The organism is Isoalcanivorax indicus, assembly GCF_003259185.1.
GTDB classification, from domain to species: Bacteria; Pseudomonadota; Gammaproteobacteria; order Pseudomonadales; family Alcanivoracaceae; genus Isoalcanivorax; species Isoalcanivorax indicus.
Genome location: NZ_QGMP01000001.1, coordinates 1,598,539 through 1,625,204 on the forward strand (window position 1 = coordinate 1,598,539; position 26,666 = coordinate 1,625,204).

Consider the following 26,666-nt stretch of genomic DNA (forward strand, 5'->3'; position numbering starts at 1 on the left):
TTCATCCTGCTCCACTTACTTGTGCAGCCAGACACGCATGAGCGAGGTGAGTTTCGCCATGTCGATGGGTTTGGAGCAGTAGTCGTTCGCCCCGGCGTCGATACATTTGGCCCGATCGTCCTTCATGGCCTTGGCGGTCAGCGCCAGGATCGGCAACTTCTGGAAGCGATCCTGGGCACGAATCCGGCCCATGGCCTCGTAGCCATCCATTTCCGGCATCATGATGTCCATCAGGACGATATCCATGTCGGCGTCCTTGTCCAGCACCTCCAGTGCCTCGCGACCATTATTGGCAATGGTGATGTCGAAACCGAGCTCTTCGAGCTGGGCTGACAACGCATAGATATTGCGCATGTCGTCATCCACCAGCAGCAGCTTCTTGTCTTCGAACACATCATCCCGGTGCTCCACGGCACGTGCTGCATTGCGCGCATGCGAGGGCAAGGTCGATTCCAGCCAGTGCAGGAACAGGGAGGCCTCATTGAGCAACCGTTCGGATGAGCGCTCGGTCTTCAGGATGATCCGGTCTGCATACTTGCGCAACTGCGCTTCTTCTTCCCGGGTCAGGTCCTTGCCGGTGTAGATGATCACCGGCACCGTATCGTAGTCGTCACTGCCGTGCAGCGTCTCCAGCAACTCGAAGCCGGTCATGTCCGGCAGCGTCAGGTCGAGAATCATGCAATCGAACACCTGATTGCGCAGCGCCTCCAGCGCCTCGGCACCATTCACGACCGCGGTGATTTCGACCCCTTTCTGGTCGAACAGCTCCCGGATTCCTTCGTGCTGGATCTCGCTGTCCTCCACCACCAGCAAGCGGCGCACATTCTTCGAGATTGCTGTCTCGATCTTGGCGAAGGCACCGAGAATCTGGTCCTTGTTCACCGGTTTGGTGAGGAAATCGATCGCGCCGAGATCCAGCGCCTTCTTGCGCTCGTCCTTGCCGGACAGGAAATGCACCGGAATATCCTTGGTGCGCGCGTCTGCCTTGAGGCGTTCCATGACTTCCCAGCCATCCATGCCCGGCAGACCGATATCCAGAATGATGGCGCTGGGACGGTAATGCCGCGCGTACTCCAGGCCCGACTCGCCATCGTGACAGACATGCCCTTCCAGACCGTAGTCGGCGGCCAGATCCACCAGTACCTTGGCGAAATCGCCATCGTCCTCGATGATCAGTACGCTTTTCTCACGCACGGTGAAGCCTTCATCGTCGGCGCTGCCCGCCTGGCTTGCCTCACCGGCGGCCTGCAGTACGCCGCCGAGGGTGCCCGCCCCGCCGTTGACGTGCAGCATGGCGGCGCTGGTGCTGTCATCGTGGAACGACGGATCGACGGTATCCACGCTGCCCAGCGGCAGGTAGAGCATGAAGGTGCAGCCCATGCCCTCGCCTTCGCTGTAGATGTCGATTTCCCCACCCAGCAAGCGTGCCAGCTCGCGGGAAATCGTCAGACCCAGCCCGGTGCCGCCGTACTTGCGGCTGGTGGTGCCGTCAGCCTGCTGGAACGCTTCGAATATCAGCCGCTGCTTGTCGGTGGCAATGCCGATGCCCGTGTCGATGACCGAGAAACGTACGGTCTGGCCCGGCACCAGATGCCGCCCGGGCAGTTTGTCATCTTCGCCCGGCAGGTCCATGCGCAGGGTCACGCTGCCCTGATCGGTGAATTTCATGGCATTGGACAGCATGTTCTTGAGCACCTGCTCAAGCCGCTGGCGGTCCGTGAACATGCGCTCCGGCAAGGTGTCGCCCAGCGCCACCTCGAATTTCAGCCCACGGTCTTCAGCCACATGGGTAAAGTTGCGGCGGAAATGCTCGGCCAGCTCGTTCATGTGGATATCGTCAATGATGATATCCATCTTGCCTTCCTCGATCTTGGAGATATCGAGAATGTCATTGATCAGGGACAGCAGGTCCGTACCGGCAGAATGGATAACCGACGCGTGTTCGCGCTGCTTTTCATCCAGATTACCGCGCTTGTTTTCAGCCAGCGCGTTGGACAGGATCAGGATGCTGTTGAGCGGGGTGCGCAGCTCGTGGGACATGGTCGACAGGAACTCGGACTTGTAGCGCGAGGACATTTCCAGCTCGCGTACCTTTTCTTCCAGCTCCTGATGCAGGATTTCCAGTTCCTGGTTCTTCTTGGTGACCTCAGCCTTCTGCTCGGACATCAGCCTGGCCTGGGCCTCCAGTTCTTCGTTGGTGACGCGCAGCTCTTCCTGCTGGGCCTGCAGGCTTTCTTCCGAAGCGCGCAGCGCCTGCGTTTGTGCCTCCAGTTCTTCATTGATGGCTTTCAGCTCTTCCTGCTGCTGCTGCAAGCGTGATTCAGAGGCCGACAACTCCATGGCCTGCTCTTCCAGATCTTCGTTGACCTTGCTCAGTGCCTGCTTCTGGGCCTCGAGCTCTTCCGCCTGCTGACGGGTCTGTTCCAGCATATGGGCCAGCCGCACGCGGCTCTGCGCCGTGTGCACGGAAATGGCAAGATGACGAACGCCCTGCTCCAGGAAGGCCAGGTCGTCTTCCGTGAACTCGCGGAATGCAGCAATCTCGAGCACGCCCTTGAGCTCATCTTCCAGCGCGATGGGCGTGACAATCACGTTGCGTGGCGTGGCCTCCCCAGTGGCCGATGTGATGCTCAGGTAATCATCGGGCACCCGCTGCAGCAGGATCTGCTTTTGTTCGAGGGCGGATTGCCCCACCAGCGCTTCACCCAGCGCAAACTCGTTAGCGATGTTCTTGCGTCGCTGCAAGGCATAGGAACTGCTCAGGCGCAATTTTTCGGTGGCCTGATCATAAACATAGAAGGCCCCGATCTGGGCATCCAGGGTCGGCACCAGGTAGTTGAGCATGTTGCTGCCCAGCTGCTGCAGCGTCATGTCGCCGCGCATACGGTCATTGAGTTCGGCAAGCTGGGTCTTCAGACGTTCTTCACGCTGGTCTTCGTCGCGGCGGAACTTGAGGGTGTCGCGCATCTTGCGGATGGCGTAGAGCAGTCGACCTGTCTCGTCGCGGCTCTCCACTGCGATTTCCGCATCCCAGTCGCCTTCGGCAATGGTCCGCGCAACGTTCACCGCATACTGAAGGCGGCGACTGATGCCCCGCGTAATGGCCCAGGCGACCAGGCTCAACAGGACCAGCGCCAGAATGCTGACCACCAGGCCGAAGCGCTGGGTGGCGCGACTGTCTTCGCGCGCTTCGTTAAGCTTGTGGCGGAAACCCTCGTAACGGCGCTGCTCGAACGCCCGCTGCATCTCTTCGTACTGGGCCTGCAAGGCACGGATCTGGATGGTGACGGCCTGCGCCTCTTCCTCGGTGACTTCCCCGGCCACCATGGCCCGTGTCAGGTCGTCACCCATGCCGAGGTAGGTGTCCAGAACCTCCAGCAACTGTCCAATTTCTTCAGCCAGCTCCGGCGCATCAATGCGGATATCCTCCAGCCCCTGCATGAACTCGTCGGACAAGCGACGCGCACGGGCATAGAGCTCCGGGCTGCCCTGGTTCATGGCCTGGATGGCGGCCTCGCGCATCTGCGCGTAGCGGATATTGTTTTCGTTGACCATCTCCAGGACATGGAAGTCCTGCTGCTCGATGGCGGTAATCTGGCGGATGCTGTCTTCCGCCATGTAATAGCCGTAAAGGAAGTACGCCATGAAGGCGAGGATGCCCATAGCCGCGACCGACACGATCTTCAGCCGGATGGACAGTTGCTTGAACCAGCTCATCAGGGTCCCCTTGACTGCAAGCCTGTGCCGCAATGCGGCAAACATTGTTGTAGGTAGCTGCTGCCTGGCTCTGCAGCCGGGTCAGACGAAGTTCGTAGGCTAGCAGAATATCCGGATCAGAGACAATAAAATACCTCAGCAGACCCACTTAGGCGGCTGATTTGTATGGATTTTATTACCGTTGGTGATATCAGTGTGCCAGCATGGGGCAAGACAGAGAGGGAAAACGGGGGCCGCAGGAACTGGTGCCCGGGGCCGGACTTGAACCGGCACGTCCCGAAGGACAAGGGATTTTAAGTCCCATGCGTCTACCAATTTCGCCACCCGGGCCGGGTGAGAGGGGCTCAGGGCCGACCCTGCAATCGGGTCAGACCTGTAAAGATGGAGGCGCGGGTCGGAATCGAACCGGCGTATACGGAGTTGCAGTCCGCTGCATAACCACTCTGCCACCGCGCCTGAAACAAAAAACCCCGGAGGTCCCGAGGTTGGCAAATCTGGAGCGGGAAACGAGACTCGAACTCGCGACCCCAACCTTGGCAAGGTTGTGCTCTACCAACTGAGCTATTCCCGCATGCTGACTGTTGCAGCGCCGTGGATTCTACCGGAGGCCCCCGGCGTGTCAAGCCAACATTACACTCTGGCGTACTGACTGCACAATGTTTGCCCAGCGTTCGGCATCCGCGCCGTTCAGGCGCCACCCTTGCGCGGCCACAGCTGCGGCCAGGCCGCACGCAGATAGCTCATCATGGACCAGAGCGTCAGGAACATGGCCACGTACAACAGCGTGTAGGAGAACCAGAGGAACGGCGTCATGAGCAGTTCCCCCGCCTTGGTCTTGCCCGGCGTCTGCAGCAGCAAGGCCGTAATCGCCACAATCTGCACCACCGTCTTCACCTTGCCGACGCTGCTGACCGCGACCCGTGCCCGGGCGCCGATTTCCGCCATCCACTCCCGCAGGGCGGACACCGCGATCTCGCGCGAGATAATGACGATGGCTGGGACGGCTATCCACGCGGTGGCGTGATTCTGCACCAGCAGGACCAGTGCCGCCGCCACCATCAGCTTGTCGGCCACCGGGTCCAGAAACGCACCGAAACGGCTGGTGAGCTGCATCCGGCGAGCCAGATAACCGTCAAGCATATCCGTCAGCCCCGCCGTCACGAAGATGCCCGCGGTGAGCCAGGCACTCCACTGGCCCGGCAGATAGAATGCCAGCATGAACACCGGAATCAGGGCCAACCGCGCCAGGGTAATAAGGTTCGGCAGATTCAGGTTGGGCGGTGCCGGGTTTGGATTATCTGGCATGCGTACAACAACTCCTTGAGGCAAGCTCGTAATTATAGCCTCATCGTCACAGACCATGCAGCCGCCGTCACGCCCATCAGGGATTAATCATGTAACCAGGCGTACACGGTTTCGGCCATCGCATGACTGATTCCGGGCGCCTGGGCGAGCGATTCCACCGAAGCATTGCGCAACTGCTGCAGGCCACCGAAGTGATGCAGCAGCTGCTGCCGGCGCCGCGGCCCGATACCGGGAATGCCCTCCAGGGCCGAGCCACTGCGCGTCTTGCCGCGTCGCGCCCGGTGGCCGGTGATGGCAAAACGATGGGCTTCATCGCGCACCTGCTGCAGCAGATGCAGGCCAGGATCATCCGCTGCAGGCGTGATCACCGTGCCATCCGGTCGGTGCAGCAGCTCCAGCCCGGCCTTGCGCGACGGCCCCTTGCTGATCCCCAGCATCGGCAATGTGGCCAGACCGATGGCGGCCAGCGCATCGTGAACGCTGCGCACCTGCCCCTTGCCGCCATCGATGAGCAACAGGTCCGGCAGGGGCTTGCCCTCTTTCGTGACCCGCTGGTAGCGCCGCGTGACCGCCTCGGCCAGGGCCGCGTAATCATCACCCCCCTGCACCGGATTGACATTGAAACGCCGGTAGTCACCCTTGATAGCCCCTTCCGGACCGAACACCACGCAGGAAGCCACGGCCTGCTCGCCGGACGTATGGCTGATGTCGAAGCATTCAATTCGCCCTGGCGGGGTCGGCACCCGGAGCAATGACGCCAGGGCACTGTAGCGCTGGCTGATGTTGTCCCGGTTGGCCAGTGCACCGATCAGTGTCTGCTCGGCGTTGTCGCGCGCCAGACGCAACCAGCCCTGCCGCTCACCGCGTACCACATGGGCAAAGCGGACCCGGCGCTGCCGCGCAGCACGCAGGGCCTCACCGAGTGCCTCCACGCCATCGACACGGCGGTCCAGAATGACCTCGGCCGGCAACGCCTGATCGCCGTTGTCGCCCAGGTAATACTGCCCGAGAAAGGCCTCCAGAATATCCTCCTCGGTATCCTCCGAGCGAACTCTCGGATAATAGCTGTGATGCCCCAGCACCCTGCCCTGACGCACCACCAGCAGTTCGACCACCGCCATCCCGTGCCGCGCCACCACCGCCAGCACATCCACATCACCGCGCTGTGTGTCCACGTACTGCTTCTGCTGCACCAGGCGTATGGCGGCGATCTGATCGCGGATTTCGGCTGCCTTCTCGAAGTCCAGTGCCTCGGCGGCCTGCTGCATGCGCGCCTCCAGTGCCGCGCTGACCTGATCATCGCGGCCATCCAGGAAGTCGATGGCCAGCGCCACCTGATGACGATACTCCTCCTCACTCACCAGCCCGACACAGGGCGCCGTGCAACGCCGTATCTGATACTGCAGGCAGGGCCGGGTGCGGTTGTTGAAGTAGCTGTCCCGGCAATTGCGCAGCTGGAAGACCTTTTCCACCGTGCTCAGCCCTTCGCGCACGCTGGCCGCACTGGGATAGGGTCCGAAATAGCGGCTCTGGCCACGGCGCTGGCCACGATGAAAGCCGATGCGCGGGAACGTCTGCTCCACGCTGATGCGGATATAGGGATAGGATTTGTCGTCACGCAGCAGGATGTTGTACGGCGGGCGGTGTTGCTTGATCAGGGCCTGCTCCAGCAGCAGGGCCTCTGTCTCGTCATGGGTGACCGTGGTCTGCACGCCAGCGACCCGGGCCACCAGGGCGCGCGTCTTGATCGCCTCGACATTTTTCTGGAAGTAACTGCCCAGACGGGCCCGCAGATCACGCGCCTTGCCGATATACAACACGCGACCGTCTGCATCGAGCATGCGATAGACGCCCGGCTTGCGGCTGCAATGACGTAAAAAAGACGCGGCATCAAAGCCGCGTCCCGGGGTTTCACTGGACACTGTGGTCTCTAGCTCGCGAGTTCGGTCTCCAGCATACCGTGGCGCAATGCTACCAGGGTCATTTCCACGTCGCTGGCGATGCCTAACTTGTCGAAGATGCGGTAACGGTAGGTGTTTACCGTCTTCGGGGACAGGCACAGTTTATCAGAGATGTCCTGCACCTTGTGACAGTTGACGATCATGATCATGATCTGCAATTCACGCTCGGACAGCAGCTCGAACGGCGTCGCTTCGGGCCGATAGGGCTTGAGCGCCATGGCCTGGGCAATATGCGGGCTGATGTAGCGCTGGCCGACATGCACGACCCGGATGGCCCGCACCATTTCCTCGACATCGGCGCCCTTGGTGATATAGCCGACGGCCCCGGCACGCAGCAGGCGTGACGGAAACGGCTCTTCCTCGCACACGGTGACCGCGATGACCCGGATGGCGTCATTGGCGCGCACCATCTTGCGGGTGGCCTCCATCCCGCCCATACCCGGCATTTTCACATCCATCAGCACCACGTCCGGCTCTTTTTCCTTCGCCAGACGTACGGCTTCCTCACCGCTGTCTGCCTGGGCGACAACGCGAATACCCTCGATGTCCGCGAGCATGCGGCTGATGCCGGTACGCACCAGATCGTGGTCGTCAACGACCATTACCTTGATCATTACGTTTCTTCTCCCTTGTTTGTCAGTCATGTCATTCCCTGACCACACAGCCTGATCGCCCCGACAACCGGGGTGACGAGTCTGCATCACAGCGCGCCTCCCCGACCGAGGCGTTGCCCCACAGCATACCCCAGCGCCACCGCAGGCAGCCAGAGTAGCAGCGATATCGTGACATAGGCCAACGCCAGCGCGGGCAGCGCCGCCTGCCACAGGGTCAGTGCTTCCAGGCTGAACAGCGAAAAGGTGGTAAATCCCCCGAGCAGCCCGGTCATGACAAAATGATCGAGCTCAACGCCGCCCCGTCGCACCCCCCCCTTGCGAAGACCGGCAAATACACCGATCAGCAGTGACCCCGCCACATTGGCCACAAGCGTGCCCCAGGGCCAGACACCGGGCAGCACGGCAAGCAGCCACAGCGCCAGCCCGACCCGCGCCATGGCACCGAGAGCCCCGCCCAGAAACACCAACGCCAGAATACGCGGGGTCATGCGGGCCACCCCAGCAACAGAGTACGCATCAGCCACCCACCCAGGATGACCGCAAACAGGCAGCCGCAGACCGACACCAGCAGGTTCACCGCCGCCGCACCGAGGCCACGCTTGTGCGCCAGCAGGAGCGTTTGCAGGCTGAACGACGACACGGTGGTCAGGCTGCCCAGCAGGCCCGCGATCAGCAACCACCAGAGCCAGCCACCGCCTCCCTCATGGGCATTACCGGCACCGTCGGCATGGAGCACGGCCCACAGCATCCCGGCCAGCAAGGCGCCGCCGATATTCGCCAACCAGGTGCCCCACGGCCAGGTCGCACCCAGCCGCCGTGCAGCACCTTCGACCAGCGCCAGACGGACGAGCGCCCCGGCACCACCACCCAGGGCAACCAGGCCCAGCAGCCCGGGCCACGGCAGTTCTGTCATCAGGCCGGCATGCATTGCAGCAATTCCCCCTGCTCGTAGCGCGCCCGCAACCAGCGCACCCAGTCGCACACCGCACGGATCGACGGGTCATCACTGCGCGCTTTCGGATATACCAGATAGAACGCCCCGGCCAGGAGCGCGGGGCCGAAGGGTTGCACCAGGCGACCGGTGGACAACTCATCCGTGATCAGCGCTTGCCCGGCCAACGCCACGCCCTGGCCGCCCAGCGCAGCGGAAATGGCATGGGTCTCATCCGAGAACACCAGCCCGGCGCGGGTATCCAGCGCGCTGATCGGTGCCCCCTCGGCCAGCGCCTGGCGTTGCCAGTCGCTCCAGCCCGGCGGCGGCACGCGCACATTCTGCGGCGCAAAGTGAATCAGCGGCACCCGCTTCAGGTCCTCTGGCGTCTTCAGATTCAACGAGGGGCTGCATACCGGCATCAGTTCATCATCGAACAGCTTCTCCGCCGCCAGCCCGGGCCACTGCCCGTCTCCGTGCCGAATCGCCAGGTCGGCCGCCACCCCATCCAGCGCCACCGCCTCGTGTGTGGCGTGCACGTGCAGGTCCAGCGTTGGCGCCTGCTCCCGCAGAATGCACACCCAGGGCAATAACCAGCGCATCGCCACCGCCGGGGTGGCGGACAGAATCACGGTGTGTCGCGACGGGGGCGCACGCAGACGGGCGACCGCTGCGGCGATGTCATCGAAGGCGCCGCCCAGCACACCTTGCAGGGCGCGCCCTTCCGGCGTCAGCAGCAGTTGCCGGGGGCGACGCACGAACAGCGGCACACCCAGCGTCTCTTCCAGTTGCCGGATCTGATGGCTGATGGCCGTGGCCGTGACCGACAGCTCGGCGGCGGCGCGCTTGGCGCTCAGGTGACGGCCTGCCGCTTCAAAGGCACGCAGCGCCACCAGCGACGGCAGACGGCGCGGCATATCAGGTGAATTATTTTTTGTCATTGCTGCAAAAAACCATCGTTTGTCGGCACCCTGCGATCGCGGTCTTATGTTCTTCTGACAGGCCAACCCCTGTCAAACGACAGATGAAATCAATTCACTGACAGGAGAATACTCCATGACCGAAATCCTGCATATCGACGCCAGCGCTCGCCCCGGACTTGCCGGCATCGATCCCCACGGTTCCCACACCCGCCGCCTGACCCATGAATTCATACAGCGCTGGCGCGCACAACGACCCGACGATACGGTGCGCTACCGCGATGTCGGGTTGCAGCCCCCTGCCCCGGTCGATGCCGCCTGGGTCGAAGCCGAGTTCACCCCCGCCGCAGCGCGCACCCCCGCCATGGAGGCCGCCATCGCCGACAGCAATGCGTTGGTGGAGGAACTGGTGGCGGCGGATCTGCTGGTACTCGGCGTGCCCCTGTACAACTTCAGCATGCCATCAGCCTTCAAGGCCTGGATCGACAGCATCGTGCGGCTGGGACGCACCTGCGATTTCCGCCCGGAAAACCCGCCTCTGGAGCGCTATGTACCCTTGCTGGTGGACAAGCCCCGCAGCGTGGTACTGCTGTCTGCACGTGGCGGGCACGGGCTGGACCCGGGCGGCCCCTTCGCGCACATGAACCACCTCGAAGCCTCGGTGCGCACCGCCTTCCACTTTATCGGCATCACCGATATCCATACGGTGGCCATCGAACATCAGGAAGACGGCGGCGAGTTACTGGATGCGTCGGTGCGCATGGCGATGGCACAAACCCTGAACCTGGCAGACCAGTTGGCTGCACGGCCATTGGGGCAACAGGCGATGGCACAAACCGGCTGAGCTGTGTCTGCCGGTCAGCGCGGGCGCGCTACAGCGTGCAGCCAGGCATCAAGCTGTGGCTGCCAGGCGCCCGCCTGTTCATCGTTGATAATCGCCGCCACCGCCCAGGTGGTACCGGCCTCATCACGCACGTAACCGGCAATTGCGCGGACATCCCGCAGGCTGCCCGTCTTGATACGGCCCTGCCCGGCCAGGTTCTGTCCGCGCAGACGCATGGTGCCATCCACGCCCATGATCGGAAGGCTGCTGATGAATTCAGGCGCCCAGTCACTGTCATGGGCGTACGCCAGCAAGGTGGTCAACTGACGCGGGCTCATTCGCTCGTGCCGCGACAGGCCAGAGCCGTTGTCCAGCACCACCCCCTCGGCAATCCCCTGCGCGGCCAGCCAGCGCCCCACCACCCGGCGGGCGGCAGCCAGGTCGTCGCTGTCATCGGCACGCCGATACTGGGCCCCCAGCGTCAGGAACAGCTGCCGCGTCATGACGTTATTGCTGTGTTTGTTGATATCGCGGATCAATGTGGCCAGATCCGGTGAACTGGTGGCCGCAAGCAAGGTGCTTCCCGCCGCCAGCACGCCACTGCGCGTCTCACCCTCCAGCGTGCCCCCTTGTGCCGTCCACAGCGCCCGCACCAGATCCGCCGTATAGGTTTCCGTGGCGCCGGGCGCGTGATAGCGCCGCACACCGCAACCCGGCGGTAACTCACCGCGCAACGGCACCCGCCAGATGCCGTCATCGCCCTGTTCCGGCACACCGATCAGGGCACCGCGCCGCGGACAGGGCTGCCCCGCCGCACCAGGCCGCAGACGGTTGTCCAGCACCAGCGACGGCAACGCCGGCTCCATGGCCACCTGAACCCCGTTGTATCCGGCCTCGGCACTGATCTGCACCAGCCGGAACCCGGCCAGCAGCGGATCAGGCTTGGTCAGATAGGGCGCATAAGGATTCTGGCCATCGTCATCGAAAACCGGCGGCGTCTCCGGCAACCGGAAGTAGCTGCCATCCAGCACCAGATCACCCTCGATACGCCGGATCCCCCGGGCCTGCAACCGTGCCAGCAGGCTCCACAGCCGCTCACGCGTCAGCGCCGGATCACCTCCGGACACCAGATAAAGATTACCCCGCAGCACCTCACCGTCCTGCACACCATCGGTGTACAACCACGTCTGCCAGCGAAACGCCGGCCCCAACAGCTCCAGCGCCGCCTGCGTCGTCACCAGCTTCATCACCGACGCAGGATTCACCGGCCGATCCGCATGCTGATACATCGGCCGCCCCGGACCATCCAGCGGCACCGCCGCATAGGCCATGGGCACCTCGTCGAACACCGCCAGTGCACTGTGGCGGGTGCAAGCCGTCAGCCCCAGTATGCAAAGGAGCAGTGCCAGCGAAGCCAGACGTGTCATGACAGATTCCAGATAGCGCGAATGGTGAGGTTGACCCTGGTGATGCCACAGGAGTTCACCCAACAAAAAAGGCCCCGACTGGGGCCTTTTGGGTATTGTGGCGGAGAGGGTGGGATTCGAACCCACGGAGGACGTTAATCCTCGACGGTTTTCAAGACCGTTGCATTCAACCGCTCTGCCACCTCTCCGATTCCGCTTTTCTGGCGCGGAAGGCTGGCATGATAGCGGCGCGGACGGCATAGTCAACACTGGCGCGATGCGCGACCCGGCTGAGACAGCCGATTGACCAATAATTCGGCGATCGACCACGCCGCCCGGATGAACAGCGGCCCTGTCCTTGATTTTCCCGGCCCCCCTTCTATCATCCGGGTACTCACCACCCGAAAAAATCACTCTTGGGGATAACGGATTATGGATAACGAGTACCGTTACACTGATCGCGCCGCCAGCCCGGCGGTAGCCGGTGAACAGGCCGCGCGCGTCCTGCGTAACACCTATGGCCTGCTGGCCATGTCACTGGCCGTGGCGGCTGCCGCCAGCTGGTACGCTATGGCCGCCAATGTCGGCTTCATTAATCCCCTGATTACCCTCGGCGTCTATTTCGCCCTGCTGTTCCTCAACGCCAAGTTGCAGAACAGCGCCTGGGGCATCCTTTCCGTGTTCGGCATCACTGGCTGGCTCGGTTTCACCACCGGCCCGCTGATCGCCGCCTATGCCGGCCTGGCGGGTGGCATGGAAGTCGTGAATACCGCCCTGAGCGTGACCGCCCTCGTCTTCGTCGGCATGTCCGGTATCGCCCTGGTGACGAAGAAAGATTTCAGCTTCATGGGCAGCTTCCTCATGGTCGGCCTGCTGGTCGCCTTCGTCTGCGCCATCGTCACCCTGTTTGTGGACATGCCCGGCCTGCGCCTGGCCGCCTCCGCCATGTTTGCCCTGCTCTCTTCCATGGTCATTCTCTGGCAGACCAGCGCCATCATCCACGGCGGCGAAACCAACTACATCCGCGCCACCGTCACCCTGTTTGTCTCACTCTACAACCTCTTCCTGTCACTGCTGCACCTGCTCACCGCCCTGGGCGGCGATGACTGATGCGCTACAGCCTTCTGGTCACCGCCGGGCCTGACAGCCCGGCGGCGGCCACGGCCCTGCACATGGCCGAGGCCCTGCTGCAACGTGGCCACCCACTCTTCCGGGTTTTCTTTTATCGCCAGGGCGTTCTGCTTGCCAGCCGCCTGCCCGTCGTCAGCGATGGCGAACAGGACCTCTGCGCCGAGTGGCGTGCGCTTGTTGCCCAACACCAGCTTGATGCCGTCGTCTGCATCGGCGCCGCCCTGCGGCGCGGCATCCTGGACGCCGACGAAAGTCGCCGCCACCACCGCGACGCCGATAACCTCGCCCCCGGCTTTACCCTCGGCGGGCTCGGCCTCTGGGCCGAAGCGGTCGCCGAAAGCGATCGCGTGCTGAGTTTCGGAGCCTGACATGCTGGTACTGATTGCCCGCACCGCACCGCAACAGGACACCGCCGCCCGCGACCTCGCCGACATGGCCCTGACCCTGGCCGCCTTTGGCCAACCCCTGACCGTCCTCTTCTGCGGCCCCGGCGTGCTGCAACTGCGCGGCCACGACAACGACGACCATCCCTTGTCCAGCCTTGTCGACTTCGGCATCCACTGCGCCGCCGAACAACACGCCCTGACCACCTGGCTCAGCGACACCCCCTGCCCCGCCCACGTCAGCCCCCTCGACCCCGACGCCGTCCGCACCCTGCTCCACGGCGCCAGCCAGGTCTGGGGGTGGTAATGCTGCATCTCGTTGCCTTCCCACCCTGGAATACCGCCCGCTGTGACGCACTGGCCGCTGCACTTGCCGATGGCGATCACGTGGTCTTTATCGAGCAAGGTGGGGTGTTTCTCGATGGCACGCCCGGAAGCAGGGCTGCTCTGGCGTTATTGCAGGGTGCTGCGGAAGTGGTGTGGCATGTGGAAAGTTCTGTGGCGCCATCCGGAGGAATGCAGGTGGGAGATGTGGTGGTGGTTGATTGGAGTGGAATTGTGGGGCTGACGGAAGCGCATACGCCCTGCCTTAGCTGGTACTGAATTTGCGGGGGTCGGTTGGCTGGAAGTTTTCAAGCGGGCTGCGCGTGACGGCCCTCGGGGGGCGGGTAAGGGTTTTCTGGACATTCGAGAGGCATGGATGCCGAACGAGAGCTCCCATGGACGGGTTCACGGCGTGTCCAGAAAACCCTTACCCGCCCCCCGAGGGCCACAACCACCACAACCCGAAAACTAACCTTCACCATCCTCAAACCAGCGATAACGCGGATAAAGCCCCACCACATCACCAATGATGAGCAAGCTCGGCGCCTCAGGCGAAGCTTCCGCCACCGTGTCGGGCAGAGTGCCCAAGGTGCCTTTGATCACCCGCTGACCACTCAGCGTTCCCCGGGAAATCAACGCCGCTGGCGTATCAGGACTGCGTCCTGCCATGATCAGGCCGGCACTGATGGCCGGCAGACTCACCAGCCCCATGTAGAACACCAGCGTCTCCGAAGGCGTCAGAAAATCCGACCACGGCAGATTTAACTCACCGTTTTCCTTGCGATGCCCTGTGATAAAGCGCACCGACTGCGCATGATCCCGATGTGTCAACGGAATGCCCGCATACGCCGCACACCCCGCCGCCGCCGTCACCCCCGGCACCACCTGGAAATCGATGCCCGCCTCGACCACCTGCTCCAGCTCTTCACCACCGCGCCCGAAGATAAACGGGTCGCCGCCCTTCAGCCGACAGACCTTCTTGCCCTGCCGCGCATAGTCCACCAGCAGCCGATTGATGTCGTCCTGCGGCAATACATGCTCCGCACGCTTCTTGCCCACATAGACCAGTTCAGCATCGCGGCGCGCCAGCTCCAGCACTCCCGGCGACACCAGCCGGTCGTAGACCACCACGTCCGCCTTCTGCAACAGACGCAACGCCCGGAACGTCAGCAGATCCGCATCACCTGGCCCGGCGCCCACCAGATACACTTCCCCGCGCATCAGTTTGTCGGCGTCCGCCGCCTCGATGGCCGCATCCAGTTCGGCAGCGGCCGCATCCTCCTGGCCCGCCAGCGTCTGCTCCGCCACGGCGCCATCAATGACCTTTTCCCAGAACAGACGACGCGCAGACACCGACGGCAGCTTCTCCGCCAACCGCTTGCGGCGACTGCCCATCAGCGCCGCCAGACGCCCCCAACGGGCCGGAATCAGGCTCTCGATACGACTGCGCACCCAGCGCGCCGCCACCGGCGAAGCCCCCCCGGAGCTGATACTGATGATCAGCGGATCGCGGTCAACGATCGCGGGAAAAATAAAGGTGCACAAGGGCGGATTGTCGACCACATTCACCGGGATGCCCCGCGCCTGGGCCGCCTCGGAGACAGCACGATTGACCGCCTCGTCATCGGTCGCCGCCAGGGCCAGCAAAACGCCGTCCAGCTGATCCGCAGCAAAGACCCGGTGCCGTATCTCGCCGCCCCCCTGTTCCACCAGTGCCGCCAGATCGGGCTCCACCTCCGGCGCCACCAGACGCAACCGGGCTCCCGCGCGATCCAGCAGACGCGCCTTGCGCAGGGCGATTTCACCGCCCCCCACCAGCAGCACCGTCTGCCCTGTGATGCGCCAGGAAACCGGCAGATAGTCCATCAGAGTGTCTCCGCACCGCCCATGTAAGGCCGCAGGGCTTCCGGCACCGTCACGCTGCCGTCAGCGTTCTGGTAATTCTCGAGGATCGCCACCAGCGTGCGCCCCACCGCCAGGCCGGAGCCATTCAGGGTATGCAGCAGTTCCGGCTTGCCCGTCTCGGGATTGCGCCAGCGCGCCTGCATGCGGCGCGCCTGGAAATCACGGAAGTTCGAGCAGGAGGAAATTTCGCGATAGGTGTCCTGGCTCGGCAGCCATACCTCGATGTCGTAGGTCTTGCTGGCCGAAAAACCGAGATCACCGCCGCACAGGGTGACCACGCGATACGGCAGCCCCAGCGCTTGCAGAATCGCTTCCGCATGCCCGGTCAGCGCTTCCAGGGTGGCGTCGGATTCCTCCGGACGCACCAGCTGCACCAGTTCCACCTTCTCGAACTGATGCTGACGAATCATGCCGCGCGTGTCGCGCCCGTGGCTGCCCGCCTCGCTACGGAAACAGGGCGTGTGACAGACCAACTGCTGGGGCACCATGTCGGCCTCCAGAATCTCGTCCGCAAACAGATTGGTGACCGGTACCTCTGCTGTCGGTATCAGATACAGCGTACGCTCTCCGGCAATGCGGAACAGGTCTTCCTCGAATTTCGGCAGCTGCCCGGTGCCACGCAGCGCCTCCGGCCCCACCAGATAGGGCACGTACGCTTCCGTATATCCGTGCTCACGCGTATGCGTATCGAGCATGAAGTCGATCAGCGCGCGATGCAGGCGTGCGAGACTGCCGGTCATCACGGCAAAGCGGGCACCGGAGAGCTTGGCGGCGCGCTCGAAATCGAGACGCCCACGGCTCAGTTTTTCCGTCACGTCCACATGATCCTGCGGCGCGAAATCGAACTCCCGAGGCGTTCCCCAGCGTCGCACCTCGACATTGTCGGCCTCATCCTTGCCCGGAGGCACATCGGCATGCGGCACATTCGGAATCGTCATCAGCCAGTCGCGCAGCTGCTCGCCAATGCGCTGGGCACGGCCCACTTCACTGTCGAGTTCTGCATCGATGGCTTTCAACGCGTCCGCCACTTTGGCCTTGGCGTCATCCACATTCATGCCGGACTGGATCAGGCTGCCCACCTCTTTGGCCGCACGTTTGCGGTCGGCCTGCAACGCCTGGGAGCGCATGTCAGCATCCTTGCGCTCGGCGTCCAGCGCATCGAAGTGTGCCATGTCGAGGGTATAGCCACGTTTTGCCAACGCGGCGGCGATCTCTTCTCCTGCCTTGCGCAGGTCACGGATGTCCAGCATTGCCTTGTCATTCCAGAGCGGGTGAATTCAGGGAGGACATTATCGGGGACATCCCCGGTGGATGCCAGTTAGCGATGCCAGTCGCTGTCGTCGTCTTTCTGGCGCAGGGCGGCCAGCTTTTCGGCGATGCGGATTTCCATGCCCCGGGGCACCGGGCTGTAGAAACGCGTGGAAGGAATGCTGGTGGGAAAATAGTTCTCCCCGGGCACATAGGCGTCGGGAAAATCATGGGCGTAGCGGTAGTCGGCGCCATGCCCCTCTTCCTTCATCAGTGTGGTCGGTGCATTGCGCAGATGCAGTGGCACCTCATCGGTGGGATGCTCGGCCACGAAGCGGCGCGCCTGATTCCAGGCGTTGTAGACCGCATTGCTCTTGGCCGCCACCGCGAGGTAGACCAGCGCCTGGGCGATGGCCAACTCGCCTTCGGGGGAGCCGAGGCGCTCCTGCACATCCCAGGCGTCCAGGGCCAGACGCAGGGCTCGCGGGTCAGCATTGCCAATGTCCTCGCTGGCCATGCGCACCACCCGGCGGGCGATATACAGCGGATCGGCCCCGCCATCGAGCATGCGGGCGAACCAGTACAGGGTGGCATCCGGGTCGGAACCGCGCACAGACTTGTGCAGGGCGCTGATCTGGTCATAGAAGATATCGCCGCCCTTGTCGAAGCGACGCAGGCTGTCGCGAAACAACTCGCGCAGCAGGTCCGGGGTAATAACGGCCTTCTCCGCGCCCCCCGCGTCGCCGCGCGCCAGGTCGGCGGCCACCTCAAGCAGGTTGAGCAGGCGTCGGGCATCACCGTCCACCTGGTCCAGCAGCAGGATGCGGCTGTCGTCACCCAGGTCGATGTCCGCCAGGCTATCGTGGGCCAGCGCCCGCGTCAGCAGCCGGTCCAGATCCTCCCGTTGCAGGGATTGCAGGCGGTAGACCCGGGCGCGGGACAGGAGCGCGTTATTGAGTTCGAACGAGGGGTTTTCGGTGGTGGCGCCGATAAAGATCACGGTGCCGTCTTCCACATGGGGCAGGAAGGCGTCTTGCTGCGACTTGTTGAAACGGTGCACCTCATCCACAAACAGCACCGTGCGCTGGCCGTGACTGAGGCGGGCGCGGGCTTTCTCGACCTCGGCGCGAATATCCTTGACCCCGGCAAGCACGGCGGACAGGGTCACGAAGGTGGCGCTGACGTGCCCGGCCAGCAGTAACGCCAGTGTTGTCTTGCCAGTGCCCGGCGGGCCCCAGAGGATCATCGAGTGCAGCTGCCCCTGCTCCAGGGCGCGGCGCAGGGGTTTGCCCTCGCCGACCAGGTGCGCCTGCCCGACATAGTCGTCCAGCGAGGCCGCCCGCAAGCGAGCCGCCAGGGGTTGATGCCGTCTGTCCTCGCCGCCGGTCGTCGGCGCAGGCGCGTCCTGATCGCCGAACAGGTCGCTCATAGCTCGCTGATGACGTCGGCGCCGTCAGGTATCTCGAAGCGGAAGCGGGCCGGGTCGATGTCCTGATTCAGGCGCACATTGCGAAAGTCGATGGTAGTCTGCTGCCCCAGCGCATCCTCAAGACGCATGCTGCGCGGCGTCTCCCCGGCGAAGGTCACTTCCAGCAAGCTGAACAGCAACTCCTTGTCGCGCGGAATCAGGCGATAGGTCACTTCGCCGCGATGCCGGTCGGCTTCGGTAATCTCGAACTCGGCGGCCACTTCGTCAGGGTTGCCACTGAACAGCAGCGCCGGGGTGTTGCCGACTTCATCTCCCAGCGCACGCTCGATGACCTGCTCCAGGTCCACATCATGGATCCAGACGACATCACCGTTGGACACGACCACCTGCTCGTAGGGCGACTCGGCGTGCCAGTGAAACTGACGCGGACGCGCCACCAGCATGGTGCCGCTGGCCTCCTGCAGGCGGGAGCCCCCACGGTCGAGCACAATCTGGTTGAAACTGCTGCTCATGCTGCGCACCCCCGAGAGTTTCTTGACCAGATCCTCGGTGGCGTCCGCCAGGGCAGCCGGTACCAGCAGAGTCAGCAGGCCTGCACCAAGCAGGCCATTACGTATCACGTTTTTCATCAAAGGCCTCAGTCGCCGCCGGGCACGATCACTTCGCGCTGGCCATTATGCCCCGCCGCCGTGACCACACCGGCCATTTCCATCGCTTCCACCAGGCGGGCTGCCCGGTTGTAGCCGATCTTGAGTTTCCGCTGCACGGCGGAGATCGAGGCGCGCCGGGATTCGATCACATGGGCCACCGCTTCATCGTACAGCGGGTCCTGTTCGGCATCGTCGTCGCCGCCACTGCCTTCCATGCCCGGCAGCGGCGCGTTGATATCACCGCCGTCGAGGATTTCCGGCAGGTAATTCGGTTCGCCGCGCTTGCGCCAGTCATCACAGACCCGGTGCACCTCGTCATCTGAGACAAAAGCGCCGTGCACACGTTCCGGCACGCTGACCCCCACCGGCAAATAAAGCATGTCGCCGTGGCCAAGCAACTGCTCGGCCCCGCCCTGATCCAGCACCGTGCGGGAGTCGATTTTCGAGGACACCTGGAACGCCATGCGCGAGGGTACGTTGGCCTTGATCAGGCCGGTAATCACATCCACCGACGGCCGCTGCGTCGCCAGAATCAGGTGGATACCGGCGGCCCGGGCCTTCTGGGCAATACGGGCAATCAGTTCTTCCACCTTCTTGCCGACAATCATCATCATGTCAGCGAATTCGTCCACCACGATGACGATATAGGGCAGCCGCTCCAGCAAGGGTGCCGGCTCTTCCAGATTCATCGGGTCATTCGGTTTCCACAGCGGGTCTTTCAACGGCTGCCCCTGTTTTTCGGCATCCGCCACCTTGCGGTTATACCCGGCAATGTTACGCACGCCCAGGGAGGCCATCAGGCGGTAGCGGCGCTCCATCTCGGCCACGCCCCAGCGCAGCGCACTGGCAGCCTCCTTCATGTCGGTGACCACCGGGGTCAGCAGATGCGGGATGCCGTCGTACACCGCCAGTTCCAGCATCTTCGGGTCGATCATGATCAGGCGCACGTCGTCCGGCGTCGACTTGAACAGGATCGACAACAGCATGGCATTCAGACCCACGGATTTACCCGAGCCGGTGGTGCCCGCCACCAGCAGGTGCGGCATCTTGGCCAGATCGGCCACCACCGGGTTGCCACTGATGTCCTTGCCCAGGGCCAGCACCAGCGGCGACGGCGCCTCGTCGAAAGCCTTGCTGCCCACGGCTTCGGTAAAGCGGATGATTTCGCGCTGCTCGTTGGGAATCTCGATACCCACGGTGGTCTTGCCGGGAATCACTTCCACGACACGCACGGAGATGACCGCCAGGGAGCGTGCCAGATCCTTGGCCAGGTTGGTGATACGGCTGACCTTGATGCCTGCGGCCGGCTGGATCTCGAAACGGGTGATGACCGGGCCGGGCTGCACCGCGACCACTTCGGCCTCGATATTGAAATCACGCAGCTTGATCTCCAGCAGGCGCGACATGCCGTCCAGGGCTTCATTGGAGAAACCGCCCCGGGCGCCCTCCTCCACCGCATCCAGCAGACCCAGCGGCGGCAGGGTGCCGGTGACCTGGGAGGTAAACAGCGGCTGCTGACGCTCTTTCTCGGCGCGCACGCTCTTCTCCACCTTCTTCGGTGGCTGCTTGATTTCCGGTGGCTTGCGGGTCTCGGCCCGTTTCATGGCCACCTCGCGCACCTCACGGCGGCGTGCCAGTTCGACCGCCGCCTGACGCTTCTCTTCGCGCTTCTCCCGCCGGTTGCGCAGGGCCACCGGGATGCGCTGGGCCAGCGTCAGCACCAGGGCGCCGAGCTTCTCGGACAGGCGAATCCAGGACAGGTCGGTGAAGATGGTCATGCCAATCAGGAACAGGGCCACCAGCACCAGGGTGCCACCGAGAGGATTGAAGGCATCCAGCGACGCCTTGCCAACCACCTGACCGAGAATCCCGCCGGTATCTTCGGGCAGGATGCTGCCATTGCCGGAGAAATGCATCCAGGCCAGGGCCGTGCCCGCCAGCATGGTCAGGATGAAGCCCACCAGACGCAGGCTGAACATGGGCCAGTTGCCAGCCAGCCCGGCATGCCGGTCACGCAGCACGCGCACACCCCAGAAGCCGACAAGCAGCGGAAACAGGTAGGCAAGGTAACCGAACAGGATGAACAGCAGATCCGCTGCAAAGGCGCCAAAGCGACCACCGGCATTGCGAATCTGGCTGGCATCGCCCATGTACGACCAGCCCGGATCGCGTGGGCTGTAGGTCACCAGCGCCAGCAACAGATACAGCGACAGGGCAATCAGGCTGATGACCAGGCCCTCAATCAGCCCGCGACGCAGATGCTGCGCCCAGCCGGGCGTCTCGGCGGCCGTGTTGTTGCCGCGCTGTCGTGTTGAAGTCGCTCTGGATGATGCCTTGGTGTTGCTCAAGTCCCTGTCACTCCGACGTCAGCCCCCGGGCACGCCCGGAACCAACCAAGAAATTACTCAAGATTCGCCCGATAAGGCGATGAATTTAATAGAGATATTATCCCCGCAACACCCGGACCCGCAACACTCCGCCGCAATCCGCCACCAATCCGCCACAACAGGGGCATGCCCGGGCGCCATGCAATCCACCATTGTCGGCCATGACCCGGCGCGGGGCAACCGCACGCAACGCCCTGCCCCGCGACGCCACCCGGTTGGCGCCCTCTATGACCGCGATTGAAAAAAACGTTCCCCGCAGCGCACGCCAGGCCGACCGGCGTGCTTCAACCGCCGGGCGTTTTAGTGTAGCTTCCCCGCAGCTTGAATCCCGTGGCGCATCCCCCATTTCCTGCGGTAGTACGCCGTCAGTCGATGACGCCACACCCTGCCCGGAGGACTCCGCTTCATGAGCACTGCACAGCACCATCGCCTGATCATCCTCGGTTCCGGCCCGGCCGGCTATTCCGCGGCCGTCTATGCCGCCCGCGCCAACCTGGAACCCGTGATCATTACCGGCATCCAGCCGGGCGGTCAGTTGACCACCACCACCGACGTGGACAACTGGCCCGGCGACGTTGAAGGTCTGCAAGGCCCCGATCTGATGGTGCGCATGCAGCAGCACGCGGAACGCTTCAATACGCAGATGGTGTATGACCACATCAATGAAGCCGACCTGTCCGGCAAACCGTTTCGACTGAAAGGCGACAGCGCCGACTACACCTGTGATGCGCTGATCATCGCCACCGGTGCCTCCGCCAAGTATCTGGGGCTGGATTCCGAAGAGGCCTTCAAGGGCAAGGGCGTGTCTGCCTGCGCGACCTGCGACGGCTTCTTCTACCGCAACCAGAAGGTAGCGGTCATCGGCGGCGGCAACACGGCCGTCGAGGAAGCGCTGTACCTGTCGAATATCGCCAGCCAGGTCTATCTGGTACATCGCCGGGACAGCCTGCGCGCCGAGAAGATCCTGCAGGACAAGCTGTTCGCCCGCGAGAACATTACCCCGATCTGGTTCCACACGCTGGATGAAGTGCTCGGCGATGACAGCGGTGTCACCGGCGCACGCCTGCGCAGCACACAGGATGACGGCAGCACTCAGGATCTGGAGGTCCAGGGCGTTTTCATTGCCATCGGCCACCAGCCGAACACCCAGATCTTCGAGGGCCAACTGACCATGCAGGACGGCTATATCAAGGTGAAATCCGGCACCGAAGGCAACGCCACGGCCACCAGTGTCGAGGGCGTCTTCGCCGCCGGTGACGTCGCCGACCATATTTACCGCCAGGCCATCACCTCGGCGGGCGCCGGCTGCATGGCCGCGCTGGACGCCGAGCGCTACCTCGACAACCTCTGATCGACGCCACCGGGGACGCCGCCATGCCCACGCGTATCGGTGTTCCCTGGTTGCACCCCGGTGCCACCTTCCCGCCCACCCGCTACGCTCTGGATGACCCCAATGGCCTGCTGGCCATTGGCAACGATCTGGGCGTGGACACCCTGTTACAGGCTTACCGCCGCGGCATCTTTCCCTGGTTCAGTGAGGGCCAGCCGCCACTCTGGTGGACGCCGGACCCACGCCTGGTGCTTGAGCCCGACGCCTTTCACATCAGCCGCAGCCTGCGCAAGTGCCTGCGCCGGGACCCGTTCCAGTTCAGCATCGATCAGGCCTTCACCTCCGTGATGTCGGCCTGCGCCGCGCCACGTGATGATCAGGACGGCACCTGGATTACCGACGAGATGCGGGACGCCTACACCGCCCTGCATCATGCCGGGCACGCGCACAGCGTCGAGGTGTGGCAGGGCCAGCAGCTGGTGGGTGGTTTTTACGGTGTGAACCTGGGCGCCATGTTCTTCGGCGAGTCCATGTTCAGCCGCTGCGCCAATGCCTCGAAGGCGGCGCTGGCGCTCTTCTGCCTGTTGCGCAATGCTCATGGCGTGACCCTGATCGACTGCCAGATGGAGACACCGCATCTGCTTTCCCTCGGCGCGAGGCCCGTGGCCCGCGTCGACTTCGAGCGCGCACTGATGGAACGGGTGTGCACCGACAATGCCTGGCACTGGCCGCATGAGCGTGCCAGCCTTGCGGAATACACCGCACGTTATAGACTGACGATATGAGCGACCTGGCAACCCTCCGATTCTTCAGCACCCCGGCCCATGCCTGCAGTTATCTGGAGGAGCATCAGGCCACCACCCTGTTCGTCGACCCGCATGCCCGCATCACCCCGAAACTGTATGGGGACCTCACCCAGCTGGGCTTCCGCCGTAGCGGGGATTATCTTTACCGCCCCCATTGCGGCACCTGCCAGGCCTGTATTCCCGCCCGGGTCCGGGTCGCCGACTTCCAGCCCAATCGCAGTCAGCGACGCATCCTGCGCCGCAACCTGACACTCCGGGTGGAAGTGATCGCGCCGCGTTTTACCAATGAGCTGTACCAGCTCTACAGCCGCTACATCGAGCGTCGTCATGGCGACGGAGACATGTTCCCGCCCAGCCAGGAGCAGTTTGCCAGCTTCCTGATGTCGAGCTGGAGCGACACCCGCTTCTGCTGCTTCCGTGACCAGAACGATACGCTGCTCGCGGTCGCGGTCGTGGATCAGCTGGATGATGGCCTGTCGGCGGTCTATACCTTCTATGACCCGGAGTATCCGGAACTGAGTCTTGGCACCCAGGCCGTCCTCTGGCAGATCGGGTACTGCCGGGACAAGGGCCTGGCCTACCTCTACCTGGGCTACTGGATCAGGCGTTGTCGCAAGATGCGTTACAAGCAGCAGTTCCAGCCCCTGGAACTGCTGTGCAACGACGTCTGGGCCGAAGAGGGCCAGCACCCCGCGCCACCCCCGGGCATCCGCCTTTGACCCCGCACGGGCCCGGCGCCCGGTAAAGCCTTTGCAGGGCCACGGCATTTCCGGCACAATTGCGCCTCTCTTAATTGACCCGCCCCGAAGGGCCGACAGATTGCATGGCGAAAGAAGAGCAGATCGAACTTGAAGGTGTGGTGGTGGATACCCTCCCGAACACCATGTTCCGCGTGAAGCTGGATAACGGCCACGAGATCATTGCGCACATCTCTGGCAAGATGCGCAAACACTACATCCGCATTCTCACAGGCGACCGGGTCAAGGTGGAAATGTCCCCTTACGATCTGAGCAAGGGTCGCATTACCTTCCGCATGAAATAATCCGGAACCGGACATGAAAAACCCGCAGGGCCTTCCGGCGCTGCGGGTTTTTGTCGTGCCCTGATCCACAATCAGGTTGCGGCTTCGGCCTCGGCCTCGGTGACCAACAGGCGCAATCCCTTCTCGTCGGCGGTGACCGCCACGCGACCGCCCTGCTCTGCCAGGGCACCGAACAGCAACATCTCGGCCAGCGGCTTCTTCAACTGATCCTGTATGAGACGGGCCATCGGTCGCGCCCCCATGGCACGGTCATACCCGTGCTCAGCCAGCCAGGCGCGCGCCTCATCATCCACTTGCAATGTGACGCCACGCTCGTCCAGCTGCGCCTGCAGTTCGGTCAGGAACTTGTCGACCACACCCAGAATGGTCTCCGGGGTCAGGGCGCCAAACTGGATCACCGCATCCAGACGGTTACGGAATTCCGGCGTGAACATCTTCTTCAGCGCCTCGCTGCCATCGGTGGAGTGATCCTGCTGGGTAAAGCCGATAGACGCCCGGCTCATGACATCAGCCCCCGCGTTGGTGGTCATGATCAGGATGACGTTGCGGAAGTCCGCCTTGCGCCCGTTGTTGTCGGTGAGTGTGGCGTGGTCCATCACCTGCAGCAGCAGATTGAAGACTTCCGGATGGGCCTTTTCGATCTCATCGAGCAGCAGCACGCAATGCGGCGTCTTGGTGACCGCCTCGGTGAGCAGCCCACCCTGATCGAAACCGACATAGCCCGGGGGCGCACCGATCAGGCGGCTGACGGTATGCCGCTCCATATACTCGGACATGTCAAAACGGACCAGCTCGACGCCCAACGCCCGCGACAACTGGCGACTGACCTCGGTCTTGCCGACGCCCGTGGGGCCGGCAAACATGAAGCAGCCCACCGGCTTGTCCGCCGACTTGAGCCCGGCACGGGACAGCTTGATCGCCGCCGACAGCGCCTCGATGGCCGGGTCCTGCCCGAACACGGTCATCTTCAGATCCCGCTCCAGGTTGCGCAGCAGCTCTTTGTCCGACTGCGATACCGACTTCGGCGGAATGCGAGCGATCTTGGCCACCATGGCCTCGACATCATCCACCTCGATCGTGCTGCGGCGCTCATTCTCAGGCCGCAGCCGCTGCCACGCCCCGACCTCGTCGATCACGTCAATGGCCTTGTCCGGCAGGTGCCGGTCATTGATGTAACGCGACGACAGCTCGGCCGCGGCCTTCAGCGCCTCATCGGTGTAGACCACATCATGGTGGTCCTCGAAGCGCTTTTTCAGGCCACGCAGAATGCCGAAGGTCTCGTCAACGGTCGGCTCGACAACATCGATTTTCTGGAAGCGACGCGACAGGGCACGGTCTTTCTCGAAGATGCCGCGGTACTCCTGGAACGTCGTTGAGCCCATGCACTTGATAGTGCCATTGGCCAGCGCCGGCTTGAGCAGGTTGGAGGCATCCATGACGCCACCCGAAGCCGCCCCGGCACCAATGATGGTGTGAATCTCGTCGATGAACAGGATCGCATGGGGCTGCTTCTGCAATTCGTTCACCAGCGCCTTGAAGCGCTTCTCGAAATCGCCGCGATACTTGGTGCCCGCCAGCAATGCACCCATGTCGAGGGAATAGACCACGGACTCCTGCAGCGGCTCGGGCACCTTGCCTTCCACGATCATCCACGCCAGCCCTTCGGCAATGGCCGTCTTGCCCACCCCGGGCTCGCCCACCAGCAGCGGGTTGTTCTTGCGCCGACGGCACAGGATCTGCGCCGCGCGCTCGATCTCGAACGCCCGCCCGATCAGCGGATCAATGCGATCCTGGCGCGCCATCTCGTTCAGGTTGGTGGTATAGCTGTCCAGCGCCCCACTGGCGGCACCCTCGCCCTCTTCGGCAGCCGCCTCCGGGCGTTCGGTTTCCTCACCCTCGTGGATGCGGGAAATCCCGTGGCTGATGAAGTTCACCACATCCACGCGGTTGATGTTCTGGGCGCGCAGCAGGTACACGGCCTGGCTTTCCTGCTCGCTGAATATCGCCACCAGGACATTGGCACCCGTCACCTCGCGCTTGCCCGATGACTGCACATGGAACACCGCGCGCTGCAACACACGCTGGAAGCCCAGGGTCGGCTGGGTGTCACGCTCGCTGTCCTCATCCGGAATCAGCGGCGTGGTGTCATCGATGAACCGGTCAAGCGCCTGGCGCAACTCCACCAGATCGGCACCACAGGACTCCAGCACCTCCACCGCCGCCTGGTTATCGAGCAGCGCCAGCAACAGGTGCTCCACCGTCATGAATTCGTGCCGATGGGTACGGGCATGGCGGAACGCTTCGTTCAGGGTCAGTTCCAGTTCTCTGCTGAGCATGGCTCACCTCTCGGTTCA

General features: G+C 63.4%; 23 protein-coding genes and 4 tRNA genes. 9 read left to right on the forward strand and 18 right to left on the reverse strand.

Annotated elements, in window-relative coordinates:
* Positions 1-15: 15 nt before the first annotated feature.
* The 10 genes from DKW65_RS07275 to DKW65_RS07320 form a co-directional block, all read right to left on the reverse strand.
* Complete coding sequence (locus DKW65_RS07275) at positions 16-3,717, reverse strand: response regulator (RefSeq protein WP_111656624.1); 3,702 nt, start codon at positions 3,715-3,717, stop codon at positions 16-18.
* A gap of 243 nt (positions 3,718-3,960) precedes the next feature.
* Positions 3,961-4,047 (reverse strand) — tRNA-Leu (locus DKW65_RS07280).
* Positions 4,048-4,099: 52 nt separating this feature from the next.
* Positions 4,100-4,173, reverse strand: a tRNA-Cys gene (locus DKW65_RS07285).
* 39 nt (positions 4,174-4,212) lie between these two features.
* Positions 4,213-4,288 (reverse strand) — tRNA-Gly (locus DKW65_RS07290).
* 116 nt (positions 4,289-4,404) lie between these two features.
* A complete protein-coding gene (gene pgsA, locus DKW65_RS07295; RefSeq protein ID WP_111656625.1) occupies positions 4,405-5,022 on the reverse strand; it encodes a CDP-diacylglycerol--glycerol-3-phosphate 3-phosphatidyltransferase in 618 nt (205 codons plus the stop codon).
* Between the two features lie 83 nt (positions 5,023-5,105).
* Positions 5,106-6,944, reverse strand: a complete 1,839-nt coding sequence (gene uvrC / locus DKW65_RS07300; RefSeq protein ID WP_111656626.1) for an excinuclease ABC subunit UvrC — start codon at positions 6,942-6,944, stop codon at positions 5,106-5,108.
* Between the two features lie 8 nt (positions 6,945-6,952).
* Positions 6,953-7,597, reverse strand: coding sequence for a UvrY/SirA/GacA family response regulator transcription factor (gene uvrY / locus DKW65_RS07305; protein ID WP_111656627.1), 645 nt, complete (start codon positions 7,595-7,597; stop codon positions 6,953-6,955).
* Between the two features lie 86 nt (positions 7,598-7,683).
* A complete protein-coding gene (locus tag DKW65_RS07310) occupies positions 7,684-8,085 on the reverse strand; it encodes a fluoride efflux transporter FluC (protein ID WP_111656628.1) in 402 nt (133 codons plus the stop codon).
* Positions 8,082-8,510 (reverse strand): fluoride efflux transporter FluC, encoded by a 429-nt coding sequence (locus tag DKW65_RS07315; RefSeq protein WP_111657568.1) that lies wholly within the window; start codon positions 8,508-8,510, stop codon positions 8,082-8,084. Before DKW65_RS07315 ends, DKW65_RS07310 begins: the two co-directional genes overlap by 4 nt.
* Positions 8,510-9,445 carry a LysR substrate-binding domain-containing protein gene (locus tag DKW65_RS07320; RefSeq protein ID WP_111656629.1) on the reverse strand — a complete coding sequence of 312 codons (936 nt, stop codon included), beginning with the start codon at positions 9,443-9,445 and terminating at the stop codon, positions 8,510-8,512. The genes DKW65_RS07315 and DKW65_RS07320 overlap by 1 nt, the downstream gene beginning before the upstream one ends.
* Before the next feature lie 139 nt (positions 9,446-9,584).
* Here DKW65_RS07320 and DKW65_RS07325 point away from each other — a divergent pair, with 139 nt between their 5' ends.
* Complete coding sequence (locus tag DKW65_RS07325; RefSeq protein ID WP_111656630.1) at positions 9,585-10,292, forward strand: FMN-dependent NADH-azoreductase; 708 nt, start codon at positions 9,585-9,587, stop codon at positions 10,290-10,292.
* 14 nt (positions 10,293-10,306) lie between these two features.
* On the opposite strand, the gene dacB is transcribed toward DKW65_RS07325, so the two are convergent.
* The gene (gene dacB, locus DKW65_RS07330; protein ID WP_111656631.1) at positions 10,307-11,698 is read right to left on the reverse strand and encodes a D-alanyl-D-alanine carboxypeptidase/D-alanyl-D-alanine endopeptidase; all 1,392 of its coding nucleotides are present in this window, start codon (positions 11,696-11,698) and stop codon (positions 10,307-10,309) included.
* Positions 11,699-11,796: 98 nt separating this feature from the next.
* A tRNA-Ser gene (locus tag DKW65_RS07335) sits at positions 11,797-11,886 on the reverse strand.
* A 223-nt stretch (positions 11,887-12,109) separates the two neighbouring features.
* Here DKW65_RS07335 and DKW65_RS07340 point away from each other — a divergent pair.
* Genes DKW65_RS07340 through DKW65_RS07355 form a run of 4 tightly spaced genes read left to right on the forward strand, consistent with a single transcriptional unit; the run spans position 12,110 to position 13,794 of the window.
* Positions 12,110-12,787 carry a Bax inhibitor-1 family protein gene (locus DKW65_RS07340; RefSeq protein ID WP_111656632.1) on the forward strand — a complete coding sequence of 226 codons (678 nt, stop codon included), beginning with the start codon at positions 12,110-12,112 and terminating at the stop codon, positions 12,785-12,787.
* Positions 12,787-13,176, forward strand: coding sequence for a sulfurtransferase complex subunit TusD (gene tusD, locus DKW65_RS07345; RefSeq protein WP_111656633.1), 390 nt, complete (start codon positions 12,787-12,789; stop codon positions 13,174-13,176). The genes DKW65_RS07340 and tusD overlap by 1 nt, the downstream gene beginning before the upstream one ends.
* Position 13,177: 1 nt before the next feature.
* The gene (locus DKW65_RS07350; protein ID WP_111656634.1) at positions 13,178-13,498 is read left to right on the forward strand and encodes a DsrE family protein; all 321 of its coding nucleotides are present in this window, start codon (positions 13,178-13,180) and stop codon (positions 13,496-13,498) included.
* Entirely contained in the window at positions 13,498-13,794 is a 297-nt protein-coding gene (locus DKW65_RS07355) for a hypothetical protein (RefSeq protein WP_111656635.1), read from the forward strand. The genes DKW65_RS07350 and DKW65_RS07355 overlap by 1 nt, the downstream gene beginning before the upstream one ends.
* Before the next feature lie 189 nt (positions 13,795-13,983).
* Here the strand turns inward: DKW65_RS07355 and cysG are convergent, their stop codons facing one another.
* From cysG to DKW65_RS07380, 5 genes are all read right to left on the reverse strand, one after another.
* Complete coding sequence (gene cysG / locus DKW65_RS07360; RefSeq protein WP_111656636.1) at positions 13,984-15,381, reverse strand: siroheme synthase CysG; 1,398 nt, start codon at positions 15,379-15,381, stop codon at positions 13,984-13,986.
* Positions 15,381-16,670: a serine--tRNA ligase gene (serS, locus tag DKW65_RS07365; RefSeq protein WP_111656637.1), complete on the reverse strand. Its 1,290-nt coding sequence runs from the start codon at positions 16,668-16,670 to the stop codon at positions 15,381-15,383. The genes cysG and serS overlap by 1 nt, the downstream gene beginning before the upstream one ends.
* 68 nt (positions 16,671-16,738) lie before the next feature.
* Positions 16,739-18,097, reverse strand: coding sequence for a replication-associated recombination protein A (locus DKW65_RS07370; protein WP_111656638.1), 1,359 nt, complete (start codon positions 18,095-18,097; stop codon positions 16,739-16,741).
* Positions 18,094-18,726: an outer membrane lipoprotein periplasmic chaperone LolA gene (gene lolA, locus DKW65_RS07375; RefSeq protein WP_111656639.1), complete on the reverse strand. Its 633-nt coding sequence runs from the start codon at positions 18,724-18,726 to the stop codon at positions 18,094-18,096. The genes DKW65_RS07370 and lolA overlap by 4 nt, the downstream gene beginning before the upstream one ends.
* A gap of 8 nt (positions 18,727-18,734) precedes the next feature.
* Positions 18,735-21,005 (reverse strand): DNA translocase FtsK, encoded by a 2,271-nt coding sequence (locus DKW65_RS07380; protein ID WP_211315789.1) that lies wholly within the window; start codon positions 21,003-21,005, stop codon positions 18,735-18,737.
* 535 nt (positions 21,006-21,540) lie between these two features.
* On the opposite strand from DKW65_RS07380, the gene trxB reads away from it, so the two are divergent.
* From trxB to infA, 4 genes are all read left to right on the forward strand, one after another.
* Complete coding sequence (gene trxB / locus DKW65_RS07385; RefSeq protein ID WP_111656641.1) at positions 21,541-22,485, forward strand: thioredoxin-disulfide reductase; 945 nt, start codon at positions 21,541-21,543, stop codon at positions 22,483-22,485.
* 23 nt (positions 22,486-22,508) lie between these two features.
* Positions 22,509-23,249 (forward strand): leucyl/phenylalanyl-tRNA--protein transferase, encoded by a 741-nt coding sequence (aat, locus tag DKW65_RS07390; RefSeq protein WP_111656642.1) that lies wholly within the window; start codon positions 22,509-22,511, stop codon positions 23,247-23,249.
* Positions 23,246-23,989, forward strand: coding sequence for an arginyltransferase (locus tag DKW65_RS07395; protein WP_111656643.1), 744 nt, complete (start codon positions 23,246-23,248; stop codon positions 23,987-23,989). Before aat ends, DKW65_RS07395 begins: the two co-directional genes overlap by 4 nt.
* A 104-nt stretch (positions 23,990-24,093) precedes the next feature.
* A complete protein-coding gene (infA, locus tag DKW65_RS07400) occupies positions 24,094-24,312 on the forward strand; it encodes a translation initiation factor IF-1 (RefSeq protein WP_008737658.1) in 219 nt (72 codons plus the stop codon).
* Positions 24,313-24,383: 71 nt separating this feature from the next.
* Here the strand turns inward: infA and clpA are convergent, their stop codons facing one another.
* Positions 24,384-26,648, reverse strand: a complete 2,265-nt coding sequence (clpA, locus tag DKW65_RS07405) for an ATP-dependent Clp protease ATP-binding subunit ClpA (protein ID WP_111656644.1) — start codon at positions 26,646-26,648, stop codon at positions 24,384-24,386.
* Positions 26,649-26,666: the final 18 nt, after the last annotated feature.

What these genes read in the sequence shown, in the direction of transcription:
- DKW65_RS07275 (WP_111656624.1), bottom strand. Translation starts at nt 3,717, where the DNA reads ATGAGCTGGTTCAAGCAACTGTCCATCCGGCTGAAGATCGTGTCGGTC.
- clpA (WP_111656644.1), bottom strand. Translation starts at nt 26,648, where the DNA reads ATGCTCAGCAGAGAACTGGAACTGACCCTGAACGAAGCGTTCCGCCAT.
- aat (WP_111656642.1), top strand. Translation starts at nt 22,509, where the DNA reads ATGCCCACGCGTATCGGTGTTCCCTGGTTGCACCCCGGTGCCACCTTC.
- DKW65_RS07310 (WP_111656628.1), bottom strand. Translation starts at nt 8,085, where the DNA reads ATGACCCCGCGTATTCTGGCGTTGGTGTTTCTGGGCGGGGCTCTCGGT.
- pgsA (WP_111656625.1), bottom strand. Translation starts at nt 5,022, where the DNA reads ATGCCAGATAATCCAAACCCGGCACCGCCCAACCTGAATCTGCCGAAC.
- DKW65_RS07395 (WP_111656643.1), top strand. Translation starts at nt 23,246, where the DNA reads ATGAGCGACCTGGCAACCCTCCGATTCTTCAGCACCCCGGCCCATGCC.
- dacB (WP_111656631.1), bottom strand. Translation starts at nt 11,698, where the DNA reads ATGACACGTCTGGCTTCGCTGGCACTGCTCCTTTGCATACTGGGGCTG.
- DKW65_RS07350 (WP_111656634.1), top strand. Translation starts at nt 13,178, where the DNA reads ATGCTGGTACTGATTGCCCGCACCGCACCGCAACAGGACACCGCCGCC.
- tusD (WP_111656633.1), top strand. Translation starts at nt 12,787, where the DNA reads ATGCGCTACAGCCTTCTGGTCACCGCCGGGCCTGACAGCCCGGCGGCG.
- DKW65_RS07340 (WP_111656632.1), top strand. Translation starts at nt 12,110, where the DNA reads ATGGATAACGAGTACCGTTACACTGATCGCGCCGCCAGCCCGGCGGTA.
- uvrY (WP_111656627.1), bottom strand. Translation starts at nt 7,597, where the DNA reads ATGATCAAGGTAATGGTCGTTGACGACCACGATCTGGTGCGTACCGGC.
- infA (WP_008737658.1), top strand. Translation starts at nt 24,094, where the DNA reads ATGGCGAAAGAAGAGCAGATCGAACTTGAAGGTGTGGTGGTGGATACC.
- DKW65_RS07320 (WP_111656629.1), bottom strand. Translation starts at nt 9,445, where the DNA reads ATGCCGCGCCGTCTGCCGTCGCTGGTGGCGCTGCGTGCCTTTGAAGCG.
- lolA (WP_111656639.1), bottom strand. Translation starts at nt 18,726, where the DNA reads ATGAAAAACGTGATACGTAATGGCCTGCTTGGTGCAGGCCTGCTGACT.
- DKW65_RS07315 (WP_111657568.1), bottom strand. Translation starts at nt 8,510, where the DNA reads ATGACAGAACTGCCGTGGCCCGGGCTGCTGGGCCTGGTTGCCCTGGGT.
- DKW65_RS07370 (WP_111656638.1), bottom strand. Translation starts at nt 18,097, where the DNA reads ATGAGCGACCTGTTCGGCGATCAGGACGCGCCTGCGCCGACGACCGGC.
- DKW65_RS07355 (WP_111656635.1), top strand. Translation starts at nt 13,498, where the DNA reads ATGCTGCATCTCGTTGCCTTCCCACCCTGGAATACCGCCCGCTGTGAC.
- trxB (WP_111656641.1), top strand. Translation starts at nt 21,541, where the DNA reads ATGAGCACTGCACAGCACCATCGCCTGATCATCCTCGGTTCCGGCCCG.
- cysG (WP_111656636.1), bottom strand. Translation starts at nt 15,381, where the DNA reads ATGGACTATCTGCCGGTTTCCTGGCGCATCACAGGGCAGACGGTGCTG.
- DKW65_RS07325 (WP_111656630.1), top strand. Translation starts at nt 9,585, where the DNA reads ATGACCGAAATCCTGCATATCGACGCCAGCGCTCGCCCCGGACTTGCC.
- serS (WP_111656637.1), bottom strand. Translation starts at nt 16,670, where the DNA reads ATGCTGGACATCCGTGACCTGCGCAAGGCAGGAGAAGAGATCGCCGCC.